General features: G+C 59.4%; 15 protein-coding genes. 6 read left to right on the forward strand and 9 right to left on the reverse strand.

The features are described from left to right. Positions 1-33 precede the first annotated feature (33 nt). Complete coding sequence (locus LB526_RS21905) at positions 34-1428, forward strand: integrase arm-type DNA-binding domain-containing protein (RefSeq protein ID WP_224629812.1); 1395 nt, start codon at positions 34-36, stop codon at positions 1426-1428. A gap of 241 nt (positions 1429-1669) precedes the next feature. Here the strand turns inward: LB526_RS21905 and LB526_RS21910 are convergent, their stop codons facing one another. Genes LB526_RS21910 through LB526_RS21935 form a run of 6 tightly spaced genes read right to left on the reverse strand, consistent with a single transcriptional unit; the run spans position 1670 to position 11324 of the window. Then, positions 1670-2329: a hypothetical protein gene (locus tag LB526_RS21910; protein WP_224629813.1), complete on the reverse strand. Its 660-nt coding sequence runs from the start codon at positions 2327-2329 to the stop codon at positions 1670-1672. Between the two features lie 10 nt (positions 2330-2339). Further along, complete coding sequence (locus LB526_RS21915) at positions 2340-4118, reverse strand: AIPR family protein (protein WP_224629814.1); 1779 nt, start codon at positions 4116-4118, stop codon at positions 2340-2342. Next, positions 4115-5137 carry a PD-(D/E)XK motif protein gene (locus LB526_RS21920; RefSeq protein WP_224629815.1) on the reverse strand — a complete coding sequence of 341 codons (1023 nt, stop codon included), beginning with the start codon at positions 5135-5137 and terminating at the stop codon, positions 4115-4117. Before LB526_RS21920 ends, LB526_RS21915 begins: the two co-directional genes overlap by 4 nt. Then, positions 5121-7955: a Z1 domain-containing protein gene (locus LB526_RS21925; protein WP_224629816.1), complete on the reverse strand. Its 2835-nt coding sequence runs from the start codon at positions 7953-7955 to the stop codon at positions 5121-5123. The genes LB526_RS21920 and LB526_RS21925 overlap by 17 nt, the downstream gene beginning before the upstream one ends. 4 nt (positions 7956-7959) lie before the next feature. Then, a complete protein-coding gene (locus LB526_RS21930; RefSeq protein ID WP_224629817.1) occupies positions 7960-9408 on the reverse strand; it encodes an ATP-binding protein in 1449 nt (482 codons plus the stop codon). A 50-nt stretch (positions 9409-9458) separates the two neighbouring features. Beyond that, positions 9459-11324, reverse strand: a complete 1866-nt coding sequence (locus LB526_RS21935; protein WP_224629818.1) for a sigma-70 family RNA polymerase sigma factor — start codon at positions 11322-11324, stop codon at positions 9459-9461. A gap of 882 nt (positions 11325-12206) precedes the next feature. Between LB526_RS21935 and dcm the strand changes: the two genes are divergently transcribed. Genes dcm through LB526_RS21950 form a run of 3 tightly spaced genes read left to right on the forward strand, consistent with a single transcriptional unit; the run spans position 12207 to position 15143 of the window. Then, a complete protein-coding gene (dcm, locus tag LB526_RS21940) occupies positions 12207-13472 on the forward strand; it encodes a DNA (cytosine-5-)-methyltransferase (protein WP_224629819.1) in 1266 nt (421 codons plus the stop codon). Continuing rightward, entirely contained in the window at positions 13465-13920 is a 456-nt protein-coding gene (locus tag LB526_RS21945) for a very short patch repair endonuclease (protein ID WP_224629820.1), read from the forward strand. The genes dcm and LB526_RS21945 overlap by 8 nt, the downstream gene beginning before the upstream one ends. Continuing rightward, positions 13917-15143 (forward strand): type II restriction endonuclease, encoded by a 1227-nt coding sequence (locus LB526_RS21950; RefSeq protein ID WP_224629821.1) that lies wholly within the window; start codon positions 13917-13919, stop codon positions 15141-15143. The genes LB526_RS21945 and LB526_RS21950 overlap by 4 nt, the downstream gene beginning before the upstream one ends. Positions 15144-15155: 12 nt before the next feature. On the opposite strand, the gene LB526_RS21955 is transcribed toward LB526_RS21950, so the two are convergent. Further along, entirely contained in the window at positions 15156-15965 is an 810-nt protein-coding gene (locus LB526_RS21955) for a dCTP deaminase domain-containing protein (protein WP_224629822.1), read from the reverse strand. A gap of 14 nt (positions 15966-15979) precedes the next feature. Here LB526_RS21955 and LB526_RS29840 point away from each other — a divergent pair, with 14 nt between their 5' ends. After that, a complete protein-coding gene (locus LB526_RS29840) occupies positions 15980-16498 on the forward strand; it encodes a deaminase (protein ID WP_224629823.1) in 519 nt (172 codons plus the stop codon). A 73-nt stretch (positions 16499-16571) separates the two neighbouring features. Here LB526_RS29840 and LB526_RS21965 read toward each other — a convergent pair whose 3' ends face one another. Continuing rightward, on the reverse strand, positions 16572-17750 hold the full coding sequence (locus tag LB526_RS21965) for a hypothetical protein (RefSeq protein WP_224629824.1): 1179 nt from the start codon (positions 17748-17750) through the stop codon (positions 16572-16574). A gap of 719 nt (positions 17751-18469) precedes the next feature. On the opposite strand from LB526_RS21965, the gene LB526_RS21970 reads away from it, so the two are divergent. Continuing rightward, positions 18470-19813 (forward strand): hypothetical protein, encoded by a 1344-nt coding sequence (locus LB526_RS21970; RefSeq protein WP_224629825.1) that lies wholly within the window; start codon positions 18470-18472, stop codon positions 19811-19813. Positions 19814-19988: 175 nt separating this feature from the next. Here the strand turns inward: LB526_RS21970 and LB526_RS21975 are convergent, their stop codons facing one another. After that, positions 19989-21449 carry an amidohydrolase family protein gene (locus tag LB526_RS21975; RefSeq protein ID WP_263483386.1) on the reverse strand — a complete coding sequence of 487 codons (1461 nt, stop codon included), beginning with the start codon at positions 21447-21449 and terminating at the stop codon, positions 19989-19991. Positions 21450-21456 lie beyond the last annotated feature (7 nt).

Genomic DNA, 21456 nt, shown 5'->3' on the forward strand with positions numbered 1-21456 from the left:
TGCGGTGTCAACTAGACTTTCAGGAAGCATGCTATGCCCGACATACGTATCCTCATCAACGACAGGGCAGTCAGCGATCTGAAGGCGCCTGGTTCGGGACAGTATCGCGCCCGCGATACCCAGCTCAAAGGGTTCCACGTCATCGTCGGGAGGCGTAGCAAAACATTCGCCGTTCAAGGAGACCTGCGGAAGGACGGCAAGCGCGTTGCGTCTATCTCGGTACGGATCGGTAACGCAGAGACGATGTCCACACGCGAGGCACGCACAACAGCAAAGACATACCTCGCGCAGATTTCCAAAGGGGAACACCCGGATCCGAAACCTAGCTTGCCGACCGAAGAACTAGGCAGTGCGAGGCTGTCTCAGGACAACCAGACGGTACAGGCGGATTATATCATGGAGGCAGCATCCGAAAGTGTCACCCTCAGCCGAGCATGGGAGCGTTATCGCGATGCACACTTGATCCGGAAAGGCCGAAGCGTAGGTACGATCGAGGGCTATCGCGACCACGTCGAACGACTCTTCAAGGATTGGCGAGATACCCCCCTGCAAGACCTCGCCGAGGATCCGGCCAAAGTCATCACCAGGCATGACGAGATCACTAAAGAGCACGGTCCCTATATCGCTAACGGCAGCATGCGGACCTTGCGCGCAGTCTACAATCATGCGCGCAGGGCCCATCGCTATCTCCCCGCCGATAACCCGGCAAGCATCGTAGATTGGAATTCAGAAAAGCGGCGCAGCACGGCAATGGGACTCGACGATCTGCCCCATTGGTTCCATCAAGTAGCCGCGCTGCAGAACCCTATCAGGCGAGAATTCCATCTGTTCTCCCTGCTTTCTGGATGCCGTCCAACAGCGCTGATGGAGGCACAGCCTCACCATCTGGATCTGCGTCGCCGTACACTGCACATACCGCAGCCCAAGGGCGGCGCGGATCGTGCCTTCGACATTCCGTTGTCTCGTCAGATGATCCTTTGCCTTGTCCGCGTGATCCGCTTTGCCCACCATTTCTATCCCTCTGAGGCCAAGAACTGGCTCTTCACGGCGGACAGCGATAGCGGCCATCTGTCCGAACAGAAGGAAGATCGGACCGTTCTTGCTAAGTGGGGCAATGACTTACGCCAGACCTTTAGAACGCTTGCGACCCCGGCGGGCGTCTCCGAGTTCGACGCACGTCTGCTGATGAACCACGCCATCCCCGGCGTGAATGCGGGGTATATTTCGCGGCACAAGTTGCTGGAGGATCACCTCCGCGCGCAGCAACAAGCCATCAGCAATACAATGTTCAGCGCCTTGGGCAGTATGACCTCTAAGGACGTAACAATTCGCGCATGGCTTGGTCCATATGCGACGCATCAAGCAATCGATGCCGCCAAGCGAGAAAAGAGCGGCCCTCTGCGCGATGCTGCATTGGAAAGAGTCTGACTAAAAGGCGACCGGCCTCGATCGCGGCGTTCAGCCTCAACTCTTGACCGAGTGTTGAGGGGCCGCGAGGCCCTTGGCAGCACCGTTGGATAATCCGTCTAGAGATGGCTATCACCACGCAGGTTTTGGGACAGTCCAGATTGCGCGCCTGCGGAACGGACTGTCGCCCGCAAAAGAATGTATAGGAAGGCTTCCGGCTTTTCTCGAGTTAGCGACGTCTGGCGTTTAGCGATCGGCTCCCTCACTCTTCAGGTTGAAAAGTGGACGATGTGCTGGCCGTTGGCCCGTTGGCATGTTCTCCGAGCTTTTTCTGCAAAATCCTAATGGAATTCCGCAATTCTGGAGGTTCGTCAGACAACCGCGCACTTTCATCTATTTCCCAGATAGACATCTCTTCCTGATCGCCCACGCCGAATGCGGTACTGAGTCCTGATCGCTCTGCAGCATCAAGATCGAGCGCAGCGAAAGCTGCGCCCGGCTCGACTTCGATGCCGAATAGCCAAGCAATGCGCGTTGCCGCGGCGCCTGTCGGAGGCGCTATGAGGAGGAATGTTGATCCATCGGGCTTGCGGCCAATGAGCAGGGTATCTCCTGCAACTGCCTTCCGGGTTACGGAATTGTCATAGTAGTACAGTCGGTACTCCGTCCGCGTCGGATGGCGTGCTCTTGCATCATACCACGTCAACAAGCCCTTTTCGGACAGAAGCTGCCCGGCATTTGACATCCAGTAGAAATCGGTAATCAGACGCTGCGGCTGTGCACGGCCGAACAGCTCGATCAGAGGTCTGGAGCCGTTAAACTCATGCTGGTTGGACCGTACGGCATCGACTTCGACAGGGCTTAGCCGCTTGAAGACTATTCCACTGAAAATGTCCGAAAGCACCCCAGTGCCGGCTGCCAATAGATTTCTCCTAACGCGCCATCTCGGGCACTCCATCAGGAATTGCCGGCAGCGACGCAAGCTTCACTTTCTCCCAGCATTCTTCTTTTTTTGCCCATTCGGAAACCTGGGCGCCGCGGGCTGTCTGAAGGAGCACCTCGTTCATTCTCGAAGCGAGTTCCGAAATGAAGCTCGACAGCTGCGGCGAAATTGCCTGGCGCTGCCAGATCGATTCCAGGGAAAGCCGGGTGCGCCATTTCTCGGCAAGATAGGCCACAGTGTACGCGGTTATGTTTGCCTGGGCCTGGCTGAAGCCACCATTTCGAACCACTTTCTGGGCTGCCTTGAACAAGATCGCCTGTGCAATCAGCTTCTTGTACCCCGCCACATCCAGAGACTCGGCTGCCGTGCTTTCGGGTTCGGCCATAAACCTTTCGAAATTTTTCTGGCTGCCGAGCGAAACGATATGCGGCCTGCCGGACCAGGCCTGGATGTACTTGGCGAGATCGGTCTTGGTAATCTTTCTGGCTGGCGGCACCGCATCCCGGATCTGTCGCAGTCTCCCCGGCGTCGTTCCTTCTCTCGCAAGCATGACGTTATAGCTGCCGGCGGCCCGTTCATAGAACCAGCGGCCAACGCCATCCGGACAGTAGGTCGACAGGGCAAGTTTCTCGAGTTCGACATGGAACGGCTTGTTGGCGGAGAGATCGGAAACCTTCACCGCGTTCTGGCTGTTGGCGTACCTGGAGATGTCACCAATCAGGATTTCCTCGGCCTCGGGGTCGTGCCGGTGCAGGATTATCACCTTTGCCGGAACCCTGACCCGGCTAAGATCCGTTTCGGGGTACTTTCGCTTTGTAAAATAGATTGACGCGGTGGTCTGGCCACCATTCACGATCTGCATTCCCTTGAGCCAGGCAAGGCCGGTCGAACTGTCACCCGCACGCGCAAGGCCTGCTTCGTCTGCAATCAGCACGATACCGTTGTTGTAGGCCATGAAACGCTCGGGGGTGTCCCGCAGCGTGTCCCGGATTCCCTTGTTCACCTTCCCGGTCTGGCTCAGGAACGACCTCACATTTGCCTCGAGAAGCCGGGCTCCGTAGCGGTCGTAGAGCATCCGCAGGGCATTTGCCGGAATAGCAGTCAGCGCGTAGTCATATTCCTCGTTTTCACCAGGCACGTAGACGCACGGCAGCGGGGAGCCGCAGATCTCCTCAAAACTGGCGACCAGTTCGTCGCGCGGCTTTCCTTCCGACCAGTGCCGGTGAAGGCGTTCGATATCCATGACCTCCAGCCGAACCGACTTTCCGGCGACATCACGCGGCTTGAACGTCCTGGTCTTGGCCTGGCGATCAGTCAGCACGTAGACACGGACCTGCTCCAGATCGGCGTAGCAGTCCCGGATTGTCAGACTGAACTCGTAGGCATCATCTGAAGGATCTATCGCCTTCACCAGTTTGCCATCCGCAGAGCTGCCCAGGAATTTGAGGCACTGCTCGGCTGCCTTGACAACCTCGCTGTCCGATATGGTCTGAACCGTATCGGCCCCCGAATACAGTGTGACGAACAGGTCGACCTGGTCGGCCTCGTCCGACACGGCGTAACCATTCAGCTTCAGCGTCGCAGCACCGACCTTGCGTTCGATATGGAGAACACGGGGATCAAACGTCATGCCACATTCGGCCATGTGCTGCATGACCACGTCGGTAAAGGCAGCCTCCGCCTTGAGATATCCCCCTTCCGTCATGCGGTCACTGACGAGGGCATTCACCTCGCTCTGGGTCTGGACCAGAAATTCCTGAAGGGTCATGCGGAAAGCACTCCGTAACGGGCCAGAGCTTCGGGCAGTGAAATGACATTCGCATTCACCAGGTCAAGATCGACTTCATAGGCTGCTGCCCTGATTGCCGGATCAGTTGAACTTCTGAGCAGGCAGGGAAAACTGTCATCGATTTCGAAAACGCGGACGTCCACGAGATCGAACCGGCGGGAATAGAGGGCTGCAGCGGAACCGTCATAACCGGCGAGAAGCAGTGCGCGGTCCATGGAAGCAGCGAGATCCCGGGATGATGCGACCCGGGCTCGCAGGGCATCAGCCAGCTCGGGCAGCGTCTGGCCGGTCTGCTGCTGGCAGAGCCGGAGACCGGCAAGCAGAACCGGCCGGCCGGAAAGACCGTCCAGCTGTTCAAGCGAGCTGATCTGGGCCGGGAAGCCGTTGACCGAAGTTGTCGACTTGACCTCGATCCCTATGGTGTCGCTCTGGAAGTCCTGAAGTCCGCCCCGGGGGCCTGCCCATGAATGGACCATGATGTCGGGCACGGCCCCTGCATCAAGCGATTCACGAAGAAAGACCAGTTCGCCATACAGACCGATCTCTTCTTCCGGCGAAAGACGGTCCTGCTTTGGCCGGCGCATGAAATCCTGCCACGCCCTGATGCGGGCAAGCATCAGCGCCAGCAGCCAGGTGTCCGACTTCGTGGAGGTAGCGGAAAGCGCAGCGACAATGTCGGCCGACATCTGGACAAAAAGATCGCGGCCGGCTCCCGTCTGACGGATCAGGCAGACCCATACTCCGAAGCCCGGCGCCAGCGCCTCTCCCGCAGTCTCGACGCGGAAACCGCTCCCTTCGGGCAGCTCGGCTTTCGCGGGTGCGGTATCGACATTGAAGCCCACAAGGAGCGTCTCGCCTCCTTCAGGAAAAACGATCCCGCCCCTGAAGCGGGGTTGTGAATGGCCAAGTGCAACCGTCAGAAAGCCCTTCTCTGCTTTCTGACCCGCGAGCGCGCTCCATGCGGCCTCCAGTTCGCCGGTATCAGTCAGCACCACCATACTCCTGCATCCATGCGACGTTGTTCACCTTGTACTCGACCTTTGTTCCGGACTCGCTGGCAGGGAAGCTGATGCCGAAGGCGACGACCGGCGGAAGGTCCGCGGGCACGTTCCCCCCTGCTTCGGCCGGGTCAAGGAGATAGATCAGAAGCAGGCCGCGCTCGCGATGTCCGCCTTGCCCGTTGATGCCCTCACCCCTGACCCGCCTTATCGCCGGTCCCGAAGGATCGGAGGGCGCCTCGGCGGATCGGGACCGCGCAGGATCAGGCTTCCAGCCGCTCCTGGTGATCGCCATGGCCTCTTTCCATTCATCTTCGTCCAGATCGAGCGCCTCGTCGCGCGGTGACAGCAGCCGTCCAATCGAATAACGCCCCTCCACGCCATCGGAAGACCGTTTCAGCATGGCCACCTCAAAACCTTCGGCAAGTGGATGCGACACGCCGCGCCCGCCGCCAACGACGACGACAGTCCAGCTGGTCAGTTCGTCGACGAGATTCATTTTCGTGATGAACTCGGCGAGCAGGACGCTGTTGACCTTGTATGCGTCCGGATGCGTCCTGTACGAATTCAGGAAGGCAATGACTTCGGTGGCGGCGACTTTTTCCCAGAGCCGCCCCTGCCAGCGCTGCAGGCCATCGCCCCGCTGCCGTTCGGGATTGTCCTTGCCTCCTCCGAGCCTGCGGACGAGATCCGTCGCAGCATCCAGATTGCGCTGCAGCACCGTTTTGTCGGTGAAGAGGGTGATCGTTTCGGAAATCTGCCCGCTGAACGAAAGCATGAGGCTTTTGGCCGATCTCATCTTCAGCCGCGACGTGACAAGCAGCACTGGATGTGACTGGACCTTCAGCCCGTATTCCCGCGGGGTGGCGCCAGAACCAGCCATCAGATCGAATTCCTCGCGAAGCTCCTCGGCAGCGTCTGCGATGTGCCCGAACCAGCCCGCCAGCTCAGCTGTGGTGTAGAGCCGGCAAAGGTCAATGTAACCGGGGCGGTATCCGAACCAGCGTCCCATCTGCATGAGCGTGTCGTACATTTTCGACGTCCGCAGGAAGTAGCTGACACACAGGCCCTCAAGGGTAAGTCCACGCGAAAGCTTGTCGCCGCCAATCGCGATCACCTTCAGTCCGGGGCCTGTCTGGTCGGCATAGTCAAGCGCATCCTTTGCCGTGCCGTTGATCATGCGGACGTCGATGTCGGCGATGATGAGCCGGATTGCCTCGAGCACATCCGGCCAGGCTGGAAGTGCTGCATCACCTGCCAGGGCTCCGAAACTCTCAGCTGAAGTCTCGCATGTCGATACGAAATCGGAGAACCACAGCTGCCCGAGACGGGCCTCGGCGTCTTCATGTCCGATCTTGCGGCCAAGGCGCTGGCGCAGCGACAGGATGTACTCCTCGACCTTCTGGTGCACGATCTTCTGCACGGAGGTGAATCGTGTGACATGCACCAGCATCGAGGAGTGTGCATCCCCCTGGCCGCGCAGCCGCCGCACCGCGCAGGCGATCAGGAAGGAGTCGATTGCCGCCTCCAGCGTTGCGGGAATGCCTGTCTCGCGGTCGCTACGCGGCACGTAACCGTTTTTGTGCGTGTGCGGCATCCATCCGTTTCTGCCATCCTCCGACATGTGATCGTCCACCTCCCGGTAAAGTGGCAGGCCAGGCGTGCGTCCTGCTGTCGACCGGAGCCCGAAGATCTGTGCCGGACCGACATAGCTCGACGGAGCAGCCAGATTCACGATGAAGGCGGAGGGAAAAAGATCTGGACCTTCCTCTTTGGTCTCTCCCCGCTCGTGAATGAAGATGTTGGCAAACGGCGTCGCAGTGTATCCGACATATGCGGACCGGCTGAAGGTGTGCACGATCTTGCGGGTAAGGCTGTTTATCGCGGTTGGCTGATGCTCTGGATCAGGGTTGCCATCCTCGTCAAAGATCTGCTCGCCTGTATCTACAGAGGCATGGTCAGCCTCGTCATCGATGAGCAGCAGCGGCAGCCGCTTGACGATCTTGCGCCCGTTCTCGTCCTGCGCGTCGGCAACGTGATGGCGCACCCAGCCGAGCAGACGCTCGAGCACCGTCTTGTTCTTCTTGACCACGAAAAGCCACGGCCTCTGCTCGGGCGTGATGCCGAGCGTATTGGCACGGGCTGTGCTGAAATCACCATTGTTGGTGCGGTTCGTGACGTAGTTGGGACGGATCGAGGGATCGCGGTCCACGAGGCCGACGCCAATCTCGCGGATATCGTCAGCGATCGGCCTTGTCTCATATCCAAGGAACCCCTCGTCGAGACGCATCTGCGTCTGCGAGCGCAGATTGTTGTGGAGACCGGCCAGCACGATGATGATCTTGTAGCCCGCATCGGCTGCCTTGCAGATCAGGCCGGTATAGTTTCCGGTCTTGCCCGACTGGACATGGCCCACGACCAGCCCCCGTCGATCCCATGCTCCGTCACGCAACGGATCCTCCAGCATCCCGAGGATCATGTCGGTGGAGCGGTCAAGGCCATCGACTGCAGCAATGGACATTCGCGCCTCGAGATACTCGCGATACCGCTGCCAGTATCGCCAGTCGCTCTTGCGCGAAGCTTCCAGCCACGCCCTGTGGCCTTCATCGTTGCGTATGGTGGAATCTGTTCCGACCCATACGCTGAAGCGTCTCACCAGCTCGGCTATTACTGCATCCTGGTCGAATCCCTCGCGCCACGCTGGCTGGAACGCAAGCACCTGATCGATCTTGGCGCTGATCATCGCCGGGCTGATCGTGCCCGGATCCTCGTTGACCAGAAGCTCCTGCGCAAACTTGATGACACTCTGGTTGCTCAATGGCCTATCCTCTGGTGACGGATTGCAGTGTTTCGACAAAGCCGGGCCAGCTGTCGAAGGGTTCGGTGGCGGCGAGCTGGCGTCTTGCCTGCTCTTCCGTCAGCCCCTTCCGGTTCACAAGGTTGTTGAAGACGATCTGCATGACAGATTGGACCTCTTCCGGCGGTACGCCCTGGAAACCCGTGCGCGGCGTTTCTTTGGCCTCTGCCGTATCGAGCCAGATCTGCTGTACCGGCACCGTCTCCTCGATAACCCTCAGCATTGCGATGACGTCGTCCCGCAGTGCACCTGCATTCTCGAGTACGGCGGCAACAGCCGGATGATTGCGGTCGACCCGGTAGCGCAGGCCGCCTGTCAGATGCGTCGCGTGCCAGGCGGGCGAGACCGGTCCAGCACCTAAAGACCGTTCCGGTCTGCCCCGGAACGCAAAGACCTTGCGCGCACGCTGGCGAACGTCTTCTGCAAACAGCGACAGGCGCGCCCTTGCCTCAAGTGGCGGTCGCGCTGTCGATTTCCTGATGTCGATCTTCCAGTCCTCGTCGGCACTGTTGGGAATGTCGAGGCGGATGCGCGCAAGCCTGAACGGTTCTTCCTTGGTCCAGGATCTGCCCTGTCCGAGACCAAGCCAGTGCCCGGCAACGAGAAGGCGCTCGTTGCGGTATACGTAAAAGCCCTGCTGTGACGTCCATCCGTCCGGTCCGGCCGCCTCGTCGTATTCCTTTGGTGACAGCCGGTCCTTGTGGGGAAGGACAAAGCCTTCCATCTCAATGCCATGGCCGTTGACCCGGAACGATTCCAATCCCGACCGCCAGGTGTCCGGGCGGCTGCGCAGAAACGGGTCCCACGGGCGGATGGCCGTGCCATTGATCCGGATAACCAGTCGGCGGCCTTCAAGATAACGATGAAAGACCATCGAAAGGTGCCTTTCGATACGGTCTATCACAACCAGAAAATCCTGGTCCCTGGAGCCGGCAGGCACGATCCTGTCCATGATCTCCCACAGAACCATTGTTCCACTGGGCATGTCGTCCAGAGGCATCAGCAGCGATTCAGAACCGGGCGAGGGTCCTTCCAGAAGTGACCAGCTCCCCGTCGGGTCGTCACGCAGAACATCGAGGTCCCAGCGCAGCGAGCAGGTCGCGCCATCGCGTCTTGATGCCACAGTCAGGCGCCGCGCCTGCGAAAATGACGCCGTCTTGAGTCCTAGGCCGAACCGGCCAAGATCGCCTTTCTCCCTCTGCTCGAGCGGGCTTCTTTCGCCAAGGCGCATCGCTGAATCCAGCATCTGCTCGTCCATGCCTGCGCCATTGTCGGTTATCGAGATGCTGCTGTCCGGCCCGTTCCAGACGAACCGGATGTCGACAGCGGAGGCTCGGGCAGCAATGCTGTTGTCGACAAGGTCTGCAATGGCGGTGGCAGGTGAATAGCCCAGCCCGCGCAGGGCTTCGACCATGGCACTGGCACGGGGCGGGGCGTTTCTCGGACGTAGCGGAACAGTTGCTGTCACAGGAATGGCTGCAGCACACTTGAGCGATTTGGATGTCTCAGGATCTTGATTGCCTTGGCCTCGATCTGGCGGATCCGCTCACGGGTGACCTCAAAAAGATCCCCGACCTCTTCAAGCGTGTGTTCATCAACATTCGCCAGCCCGAACCGCAGCCGGATTACCCGCTCGCTGCGGGGTGAAAGTTGCGCGAGGACACCCGCGATCAGTCTGCGAAGGCATGCCGCATCGTGGCGGCGATCCGGCGGAGAAACGGTTTCATCAGCGAGTTTGTCAGAAATCTTCAGGTTCACGGTCGATGGAATGTTGAGAAGGCGTTTTGCGATGTCTGTCGTGGCCTCGATTTTCTGTGCCACCTCAGCGACAGTCGCATCCCGGTTGAACTCGGCGCGTGACCGTTCACGCAGCCGCTTGATTTTTTTCAGCCGCTCGCCGAGATGCACCGGGAGGCGGATCACGCGCGACTGGTCGTCGACGGCCCGCAGCATCCGCTGGCGGATCCAGAAAGACGCATATGTTCCAAATCGCGCACCCTTGAGCGGATCGAATTTTTCGACAGCGCGCATCAGGCCGAGATTCCCTTCCTGCACAAGATCGTCCAGCGGCAGCCCCCTCCTGCTGTACTTTCGCGCGATCCACGGCACGAGTTTCAGACCGCCTTCCATCGCCCGGTTGCGTGCCGCGCAGTATTTTTCGAGCGCGTCCGAAAGCGCTACAACGGCCGGATCGTGCCGGTAGATGCCGGCCTGTTCCACCGCCCTGAAAAGGGCTTCATAGGGCAGGGTCCCTGCGCCAGCATCTGCCTCAGGCAGTTCTGTGTCATCCCGGAGAACGTCTGCACCAGGCACGGGGGTTACATTGTCCGGATCTTCCGGATCATCGACGCTTTCATCAGGTGTGGTGGCAGTCTCGATACCACCGAGCAGATGGAGGCAGCGTTTCACTGCGTCAGTCACTTCCTTGCGTGCCTGCTCCAGTTTCATGAATATCCGCTGTTCGCGCTCGGGGCTGAAGGCAGAATACGAACGGATGTCGGCAATGTATCGTTCGGCAGCAGCAAGACTGTTCAGCTCGTCCTCAAGCTGGCTGATTGCTGCCCTGGCAAGCTCCCTGTCATGCCGGTCAGCAAAAACCGCGCCCCGGCTCAGGAACGTGGCTGCGAGTCTGCCCGGAACAATTCTGACGCCGGTCTGCTGGACAATCAGTCTGAACAGGAGCCGCTGATCGACCGTGGCCTCCGGCCAAGCCTGCCGCAGGCCGCGGCCCGAGATCCATCCACTGGCAATCGCATCGGCCAGAATCATGACCGCCTGCTCAGGCAGGACCAGGGTCCGGCCGGCGGAGGATGTAGCGGGCAGGTAGATTTCGGCAGACGACCAGTCGTCGTCATCGACCCTTGCCCGATGCGACGAAATGGCTGCCTGGAGAGCCAGAACGCTCTCGTCGGGCCCCTGTCTGCTCTCTGGCGGCTGGAAATCCTGCTCGGGCTCCCATCCCGCGGCGTCAGTTTCTGGCTCGGGGGTGCGGAACTCTTCAATGGCCCGCTGGTCAAGCACAGTATCCGCCAGAGCCACCTGCGCAATATAATGCCCGACCTCCCGGTATCCTGCCCTTGTGGCAAGCTCGGCAGCGGTCAGGCCGCCAGGATCCCTGAGCGATGCTTCCGCCCCTTCGTCCAGCAGAAGGGCACAGATGTCTTCACGTCCAAGCGCGGCCGCGATCATCAACGGCGTTCGCCCTGACGCGTCACGTCCATTGACAGCGGCTCCGCGCCTGAGGTGCAGAAGGATGGAGCTCTCGGGGCCTTTCGAAAGCGCGAGCCTGAACAGCGGCGAAACCGCTACGGTGCCGACCGAGTCAAGCACGGAACCGCCTGCCGTGTGTCGGCAGCATCATGTCAAAATCCCCCCAATATTTCCCACACCGGATTTATAGCAAGAAAAAGCGCATGGGAAGCGTGTCGTCTACTTTTGCCGGACTTGCCTTTCACCTGCCAGTGCAAGGAACCTGCAAGCCAGGGCCTACGGGGGGAAGACTGTACGCTGTCCGGACCGTTCGGGTCCCGGAGCGCTTCGCAAGGGACCTCGTCGTCTGGGTCCATTTGCAACGCCAGGCTCCGGCTCAACGGATGTTCAGCCCGCCACGACCATGGCATACCACCGCTTCATAAGGCACCTCTCCCCGGGGGCGGCGGCCCCGCGTCCCGCCTGCGGCGTCGCCATGCTGACGCTCCTTCGGCGCCGTGTTAACCGGTCTCGAGGTCACGAACTGGCTCCGGCGATGAAATGGAACTGTCTGTCTTGCGGACATTTCATTGCCTCCGCTTTGTGCGCCCTTTTTCCTGGGACCGCTGGCGCGGCACCGGCGGCGCCGGAAACGGCACCTCTCGCCGGGGGCGGCGGCCCCGCGTCCCGCCTGCGGCGTTGCCATGCTGACGCTCCTTCGGCACCCGTTAACCGGTCTCGAGGTCACGAACTGGCTCTGGCAATGAAATGGGACCTGCCTGTCTTGCAGACATTTCATGGCCTCCGCTTTGTGCGCCCTTGTTCCCTAGGGCCGCTAGCGCGGCGGAACCAGTCCTGCCTGAGGCAGGACTCTGACGGGCAAAGCGGGTATCGGGGGCCGTCAGAACGAAACATGTGGATGCAGGCACGCTAATGAACAAAAAGAGAACAAAATTCATTGCCCGTTAGGACATCCAGTGTCAGGCTGTCAAAAAATGACACAGAAATGATTCGGAGCATCCGATGCGCGCCAGACGTACAGAATTCACCAGACTCCGCGACCAGGCGGGTCTGACCCTGGAAGACGCGGCCAGCCTTCTGGAGGTGGCGCTGCGCACCGTCTACCGTTACGAGGAGGGCAGGAGCGAGCCAAGCAGGCTTGCCATGCGCACGCTCAGGGAAGCTGCCCGCCAGCGGCTTGCGCCGGTGGAACAGTCGCCGGCCGGCTTCCGGTTCATTGATCTCTTCGCCGGCATCGGCGGCCTCAGGATGGGTTTCGAAACCATCGGCGGACGCTGCGTGTTTACGTCAGAATGGGATCCTGGCTGCCAGAAGACCTACGCGCTGAATTTCCCGGACAACCACCCGATCGGTGGTGATGTGCGGGAGTATTCCAAGAACCCGGAGAAGGTGCCAGAGCACGATGTGCTTCTGGCGGGGTTTCCGTGCCAGCCGTTCTCCATTGCCGGCGTATCCAAGAAGAATGCCTTGGGCAGACCGCACGGCTTCCTGTGTGACACGCAGGGCACCCTGTTTTTCGACACGGCGCAGATCATTGCACATCACAGGCCAGCCGCGTTTGTCCTGGAGAACGTGAAGAATCTCGAAAGTCACGACCAGGGGCGCACCTTCGCCACCATCATCAACGTGCTGCGCAACGAGCTGGGATACCACGTCCAGCACCGGGTCATCAGCTCGGAGCCATGGGTCCCCCAGAAACGGGAGCGGATATTCATCGTCGGTTTCAGGGATCCGACCGATTTCGATTTTGAAGCGCTTGTGCTGCCGAAACCGGGCTCGGGGCCGAAGCTGCGGACCATCCTCCAGGATCATGACGAGGTAGACCCCAAATACACCCTGACGCCACGCCTGTGGGAATACCTCCAGCGGTACAGGGAAAAGCACCGTGCCGCAGGCAACGGTTTCGGTTTCAGCCTGTTTGGTCCGGGCGACGTCTCCCGGACCCTGTCGGCGCGCTATTACAAGGACGGATCCGAAGTCCTGATTGACCAGCCCGGCAGGCGGCCGCGGCGGCTGACACCTCTGGAATGCGCAAGACTCATGGGCTTCGAGCGTCCTGATCGTCCTTTCCGCATCAACGTTTCTGACACACAGGCCTACAGGCAGTTTGGTAACGCCGTGGTGGTTCCTGTCGTCGAGTTTGTCGCGCAGGCCATCCGGCCCTACCTGGAAGTAGCCCTGGGGCGCACGCCCACCGCCGGACCGTCTCCGCTTGTCCGCCGGGCCACAGGGCCTGATACAGACAGGGCTCTCGCGGCCAATGGCTGACATAGTTTCGCCCGAGGTGCGCAGCCGGATGATGGCCGGCATCAGGGCCGTCAACACGAAGCCCGAGGTAATCCTTCGGCTTGCCCTTCATGCGGGCGGCTTCCGGTACCGGCTTCATGACCGGCGCCTGCCTGGCCGCCCTGACATGGTATTTCCTCGCCGGCGGGCGGTCCTGTTCGCGCATGGCTGTTTCTGGCATGGGCACGACTGCCATCTCTTCCGGCTGCCAGGAACACGGCCTGAATTCTGGCGCGAAAAAATTGCCCGCAACCGTGAGCGGGATGAAGCCGCCGGGCGCGCACTGGCCGAACTCGGGTGGCGCACCGGAGTTGTCTGGGAGTGCGCCATCCGTGGACGAACGGCCCTTGCCCGGGACGATGTCATCGCCCGGTGCGCAGCGTGGCTTGAGTCCGATGAGCTGCAGCTCACCGTGAGAGGGCGGGAATGATCAGACGCGGCCTGCTCTCAGATTACTTTGAAGGCGTGGCCGTCAAACGGCTGAGCATGGTCGAAACGACACCAGACGGTTCAAACCAGCATGAGTTCAACAGTTCCCGCACCCTTCGGGCGCTGATGGGCGATGCCGACCGGAAAAAGATCCCGACGAGATTCATATGGCTCGGGAAGGAGCAGGAAAGTGTTGCGGCCGACAGCATGCTGAGCTGGTACGATGCGCGCAGAAGGCACGCGACACGCACCGAATACCACCTCTATTACTACACCAATGACGTGACCGACCTCATGAAGGAAGGCGATACGCTGTTTGTCGCCTTGCTTCGCGACGGTTCGGCGATGGCGATCGTCACGCCCGCTGACGGCACCGTCCAGAATCAGCTGTTGTGGCTTTTTGGTCTGGAGGACCAGCCCGAACTCCAGTTCACCGGCCGCGAAATTACCGAAGACCTGCCCGCCGTCGTCGACTTTGCGGCGCGCTATATCCTTGACGAGCTTGGCATCGAGTTCGACGAGCCGGAGGCCGGCGAGCTTGACAATCTTGTTGAAAGATTTGGCATGAAGTTCCCCGGCACTCGGGAATTCTCGCAGCTTGCACGGACTTCTCTGACCGGCATTTCTGCACTGGACAATCCGGACGCGGTTCTCATGGCCTGGCTGGAACGGGAAGAGCTTCTGTTCCGGCGGCTGGAGCGCCACATTGTTGCAGAGCGGCTGCGCAACGGATTTGTCGGCGACGATGAGGTTGCTGACGTGGACGGTTTTCTGGCATTTTCCCTGACCGTGCAGAACCGCCGGAAATCTCGGGCGGGGCAGTCTCTAGAGCACCATCTGGAGGCGCTGTTCCAGGCGCGCTCGATCCGGTTTTCGCGGGGCGCGGAGACTGAAAACCGCAACAGGCCAGATTTTCTGTTTCCTGGTCAGGCCGAATACAGTGATCCCGGCTTCTCTCCTGACCTGCTGACCATGCTGGCGTCCAAATCGACGCTGAAGGACCGCTGGCGTCAGGTGCTGCCGGAGGCGGCACGAATACCGTCGAAGCATCTGCTGACACTTGAGCCGGCCATATCCGAGAATCAGACCGACCAGCTGAAGGCCGAGCGCCTTCAGCTGGTTCTGCCTGCGAAACTGCATGAAACATACCGGGAGAGCCAGCGGTCGTGGCTGATGACTCTCAAAGATTTTGTGGAGCTCGTTGGCTCCCGGCAGCAACGATAGAGGCCATGTCTCTCAGTTTCCGTTGGGCTTCGAAGGCGCCGGGGGCCCAAGTTCCGCAGGCTTTACAGGCGCTGGTGTGGATGCCCTTTTCAGTTCATCGACGCGGCTTTCAAGTGTAGACAATCTCTTGCCGGTATCGGCGACGCCTGCCGCCTTTAAATCATCAAGCTGCTTTTGCAGCGCCTCAACTTTCGCGGATCCCATTTCATAGTCAAAGTATACAGAATAGGCAATTGGCGTAAAAATTGCCAGCAGAGCCAATAATATTCCAAAAAGAGTAAGGATAACTGCCAACCTTGGAAGTGAAAATATCTTCTCTGAGACCTCCGATACGAGGGAATCCATATTGAGAAAGGTGTTAGAAAACATTCGAGATTTTGTTGTTATCTCACGCTTATAGGTAGCCATGTCTCGTACAACTGGCGGCGCCGTTACTTTTTTGTGAGTATGGAACATTATTCTTAGGAATGGGTCGCCCTTGCTGACAGTGAAATCGCTGTTCCCAAAATTGACCAGCATAGCCGCAAGTGGGCCGTGCCAGCCGGGATCGACGACGCCAACGTTCAGTGTGAGCACACCCTCGTGGGTCCACGTCGTTCGAAGTGTCGCGAGGCCTGTCACATCATTAGGCAGGTTGAAGATTTCGGCCGATATCACCCAGACAATTCCGCGAGGCGGCAGCTTGTAGCTTTCCGCCTTGATTTCCGACCCGCGCTCTATGATGCATCCGACCGTAGCGTCATAGGTGGTCGGGCGCTGTGCAATCACCACAGCGTTTGTCACAATCCCTTTGCTAGAAATCTCTACTGATGTAAGCACCATTGAATCCCCCAAGCATGCTCCCGGAGAGTGTCATACCAAAGTTTTCAACTCAGACCGAGGCGGATCGCTATTATCTCAATGAAGCTTTCGCAGTGAGCCAGGAATCGGATGATCCCAAGGCTAAACTGGTACCCCAGTCAGGTGTGGGCGCCGTGATAGCCAACAAGGTCGGTGAAGTCTCTCGCTCTGCGAACGTTTTGCCTCCGCGGCTGAAAGCCGCTTTTGGCGCTGCCGGACAGTCGGTTCGTGATCAAGACCGCTATTTCGTCATCGAGCATGCTGAACGCGCTGCAATATTCAAGGCCCACGAAGCCCATCGCGATATCAATGGGGCGACACTCTATGGGACGAGGTTTCCTTGCAGCGACTGCGCTAGGGCAATCGTGTGGGCCGGGATTGCTAGGGTAGTCTTTCCCAGAGGCTTCGCCGGAGAGATGCGATGGCTTGATGCGCAGAGAGCCGCGCTTCGGATATTTAAAGACGCGGGTATCAAAGTTCGATACCTCCGCTCTGAGCTTGACGATCCGAAGTGATGCCAAGGGGTCTCGGACGTCTGAAAGTTTGAACGTCAATCGCCGGCGAACTGGCGGATATGTCGCCAAATCTTCATGCTTTCGTCAGAGCGACGGCTCGTTGAGGTGCGTTAAAATTTATTTGGCCAGACCGCACTGGATCGATCCTGTCAGCCTCTGCGAGTGCCCAACGTTGCCATGCTTCCAGCACCGCGGGATCGATATCAGCTGAACCATCATCGATCGCGCGACGGACGCGCTCAACAAGCGCGCGAATGTCTTCCGCTTGACGTAGCATCTCGCCGCTGGTCCGCAGGTTTTGCAAGCGCTTTTGGTTGAGTTGAATCAGCCATTCCTGGCGCTGCTTCTCCTTTTCAATCCGCTCACGCTCTGCACGCTCCTCGCCTTCCCGAAGGCTAAGGCGAAACTTTTTCTCGCCCGCCACGATGATCGCAGCTGCGATCTCAGCGATCTTTGACTCAAGCTTGGCGTCGCCGCTGTCCTGCCACGAGACTGTATTCTTGCGATCGAAACCTGGATCGATCCGCAGCGCGAGCGGGGTTGATGCCGGCAGGTCCGGCGCCGGCCGCAGGTACGCCTGCTGACGCACGGTGCGGTGGCTACCGACTATTCCAATTTCCAAACCGACGTGTGTGTCGCCGATAGCTGCTCCCGCGTGAATTTCTCTATCGCGCACGTAGGCACCGCCATCGTGGCCGCGCTTGCTAAGCGCCAAAAACAAGGCGTTGAAGATTCTCAATCTTCGCTTGCCTAGCGGATTGTCGAACTTGGGTTCGTCAAAGGTCCACTCGCGTTCTGCATTCTTATCGCGGCGGCGCTGCTCCTGCTTCAGTATTTGAACGAGCCCTCTGTGAGGCCTGTCCAACGTGTGTGGGACGGAAGCTTTGCCAATCGCCTTCAACTCTTGTGCGTGGAGTTCGTCGAGGTCTTCTGGAACCAGAGCGGATGCAAATGGCCCGTTGGATGCCAGAGGGACTGCAATTGTCATCACCTTTGCGAAGCGAGCGTCGACACTTGCTCGGCCAGATTCACCGGGGCGCCGCGGTAGCGCCTTGGGTAGTGCTGGCACCCTTTTTCCGGCACGGATTTTCTTCCAATAGCCTTGCGGCGGCGACGCAACGCCACATCGCGTCAGCAGTTTCTTCAGCCCGACGTCGGACAGTTCGAGCTTCGCCGCCAAGTCCCGCATTGGTGCAGACCAGGCGAACGCAATCAGATCCTCGGGCAACAAAAGAATGTCTTTCTGCCACACGTCGGCTTACCTCCATTTCGTTCAGCCGGGATGCTTTTGGCACGCCTTCGCGGTGTCGATGTGACAAGCCGGCCCGTGTCATCGAACCCCAAGTCTGGCGGCTCGAATGTGCTTTCGATTGTGCTGGGAATGCGCTTTTATCGTCAAGGCGGCTGCAGATTGACTGCAGTTGAAGCAGCGATACGTTCGGAATCAGCGGGACGCTCTAGAAGCGATCTGCATCCTTTCGTAGTTCCTCGTATAACAGGGGGCAGCCGGACATTGCCTCGTGGTGGAGGAAGGGTCCGAAGAAATCGAGGGAGGGCCACGAAACCCGACCGAGGACGATGGCAAGATAAAAGGGCGCACATTGCGCTGCGGTCGGTTGCTTGTTTTTGCTACCATTTTTGGCGTCCCCGGCACATTGTGAGCCTTTGCCCCAATGTGCGCTTCAATGTTAAATGATTGTATCGACTCAACAATTTGCAATGTGCCTCAAATCGGCAATTGCGATTGTCAACGGATACTTGGAAGTGGTTCCGCACCGCCGTGAACTTAGGCTCTGGATGGCTGCCACGTTGTCATGAGGACAGTCTGCGCCCTGCCGACAAGACATCCTTGATCGGCAGTTTGCGACGTCGATCGCCCAAGTGCGAACGTTGGACCGGTTACTATGCATGGATACGCCGGCGCCACGCTGTCTTAAAAGTTACCCAACCGCTGGTAGCGGATGACGAGCAATGTGCATCATCAGCCGCTGCTGGCGGTGCGATATCGGCCACGATCAGATTGAGACCTATTTCGCCGTGCAACTGACACGCCTTGAGCTTTACAATCGAGTCTGCGAGAGGCCTCTCAGCAAAATCGCTCCAGAGCTCGGAATTTCCGGAACGGTTCTGGCATCGATATGTAAGCGATATCAGGTTCCCTATCCTGGGTCGGGATATTGGACGCGTAAATTGCTCGGGCTCCCGGTAGACCTGCCGCCGCTGCCGGAGGCATCGGACGAACTGATCGAGCTAACGTCGTCGACCCCAAAGCCTCGACGAAAGAGAACCGTGAAGGATGAATCTGTTCGTAAGGCCAGACCTGCCGCGAAGCCTCATCGTCCGGCGCGCCATCGGCTGCTCTTCGGCGTTGAAGAGCACATGCGAAAAACACGCGACGTGAAACAGGGCGAGTTTCTCCGGCCCTACAAGAGAATCCTGCCGGATCTGATTTCGTCAGAGACTCAGTTGCCTCGCGCACTCTCGATCGCCAACGATCTCTATCTCGCCCTGGACGAACAGGGATACCGCGTTCAGATCGCGCCGGTTGCGGACGATCTTGATCGCATCCGCATCAATGAACAGGAGGTAGAGCGCAAGGATAGCAAATATGGGCAGTATCACTCCGGGAGCATCTGGGCTCCGGATCGACCTACGGTCCTTTATGTGGACACGGTGCCGATCGGGCTCGCCATCACCGAAATGACCGACAGAGTGACGGTGCGATACTTCAATGGCGAATACCATCGGGAGGACAGCAGGCTCATCCGATCCGCCAAGCCTTGGCAGTTAACGCATTCCTGGACAAGAGAGCAGGACGTGCCCTGCGGGCGCTTTCGGGTCATTGCCTACTCGCCGAAAAAGGGCGCCGACTGGTCTGTCACGTGGCAAGAGACCGAGCAGGAAGTGCTTGGCCCTCTGATCCCCAAAATCGTGGAAACATGCAGGGAAGCCCAGGGCACTCTTCAACGCCTGATGGACGCCGAGGACGCGGCGGCCGCGAAGAGGAAGAAAGAAGGAGAAGAGGAGTGGGAGCGCTACCTAAAGCAGGAGGATGCCCGCAAGCTGGCTCAGGCACTGGCCGACAGCCAGCAGCAGCTTGCCGAGATTATTGCGAGGTGGGGCAAGTCGATGACAATTGAGCGCTTTTTCCTTGATGCCGAAGAGCGGCTGAACACTACCGACGACAAAGATCGCCGCAAGCGACTCGAAGAGCGCCTGGCTCTCGCGAGAGCAATGATGGAAAGCGTCGATCCGCTGGATTTCATCGAAAGCTGGCTGGCGCCGCAGGAGCGGTACCAGGCAAAATTTGACTAGATGAGATACGTGCTGCCTAGACTTGTTCATGGCGGCAAAGGGGCCGAGAATGAACCGACAGCTTTGAGGCTCTGAGCGAGCAAAAACTGACGTAGGTGCCAGCTAATCCTGCCCGGTGATTATCGAATTCAGCGAGCAAACCAGAGGGTTCCCCTGGTGCTTTCACTGAGAGGCATCAGCGATCGACCTTCTCGACAATTTGATATGCGGAGGAGAATATCTCTTTGACCGGCGGGTGGCCGAAGGTGCGCTGCGGATACTTGCGCATCAGACCATCGAACTGACGCTGTGCGCGGGCAGCGTTGGAGGCATGGTCGACGCCCGGTATCTCTCGGTCGCGCATCACTGTGCGACCATCGATTACCACCGTCTTTGCGTCTCGGCCCGATGCCGAAACCATCAAAGACTGGATCGGGTCGATGACCTGCCCGAGATCGGGATTGGCAAGATCCCAGACCACCAGATCGGCGCGGCAGCCGGGCGCGAGGCGTCCGAGATCGGCGCGCCCGAGCGCATCCGCGCCACCCAGTGTCGCGGCATCGAAGTAATCCTCGGCACGGCAAGCAGTGGCGCAACCCTCGGCCATGCGGCAGGTCATCAGGCCGACCTGCATATTGAGCAGCATGTCAGGCGGAGACGTATCGGTACCTAGCCCGACCCGGATGCCGCGCTTGCGATAGGATGCAAAGCTCTCCAACCCGTTGCCGAAGCGGCCGGCAACAAGTGGACAGTGAACCACAACCGCACCACTTCCGGCGATGATCTCGAGATCTCGCCCTGGCCCCGGCACGAAACGTGACGGGCTGACATGGGTGCCGTGCGGCAGCAGGGTCTTTTCGGTCAGGAAGTCGAGGCTCTCCAGCCATTCGATGGAGGTCATGCCATGAAGACGGTTCACCGTGACGCGTTCGAATTCGCTCTGCGAACAGTGCAGCCTCACCGGAACGCCAAGCTCCCGGCCGGCGGCAGCCGTGCGGCGCAGCAGCGCGGCCGTGCAGGTTTCAATCCGGTCCGGCGCGAGCATGGTGCGGACAAGTCCGCCGTGCCGACGCTCCATCCGGCCGCAGAAGGTTATCGCCTCATCCAGCCCTTTCAGCCCACGTGGCTCGTCGAAGAAAAGGTCGATCGTGCCATTGGCCTCAACGTAGGAATTGCCCGTTCTGTAGGCCGGGCCAAGATAGACGCGCAGGCCGAGTTCCGCCGCCGCGTCCGCCGCGCCTTCAAATTCCTCGACCGTCTCGCCCCACTCCCGGTAGAAAAGCGAGGCGATCGGCAGCGCCGTTGTGATGCCGTTTCGAATAAGCTGCGCGAAAGCGTGGCGCTTCTGAAAGACGAGCTCCTCGGGTGTATACATTTCATAGGGGCCAGCATCCATGTAGGACTTCGGCCATACACGCCCCTTGCGCCATGCCGGATGATTGTCGAATGACAGGATCGTGGTGTCGAGGTCCGACAACGCGTCGAGGTCGATGAAACCCGGGGCGATCAGGGCTTGGCCGCAATCGATGCGCTCATCGATTTCGCCCGGAAATCCGTGCCCGACGTAAATGATCTCGCCGTCCTGGTGGACCACTTCGCCATGCGGCATGAGCACGTGCTTGCCGCCTTCGTGCCCGACAACCCAGGCGGCGGTCATAAGTGTC

Source organism: Mesorhizobium sp. CA6 (assembly GCF_020165035.1).
GTDB lineage: Bacteria > Pseudomonadota > Alphaproteobacteria > Rhizobiales > Rhizobiaceae > Mesorhizobium.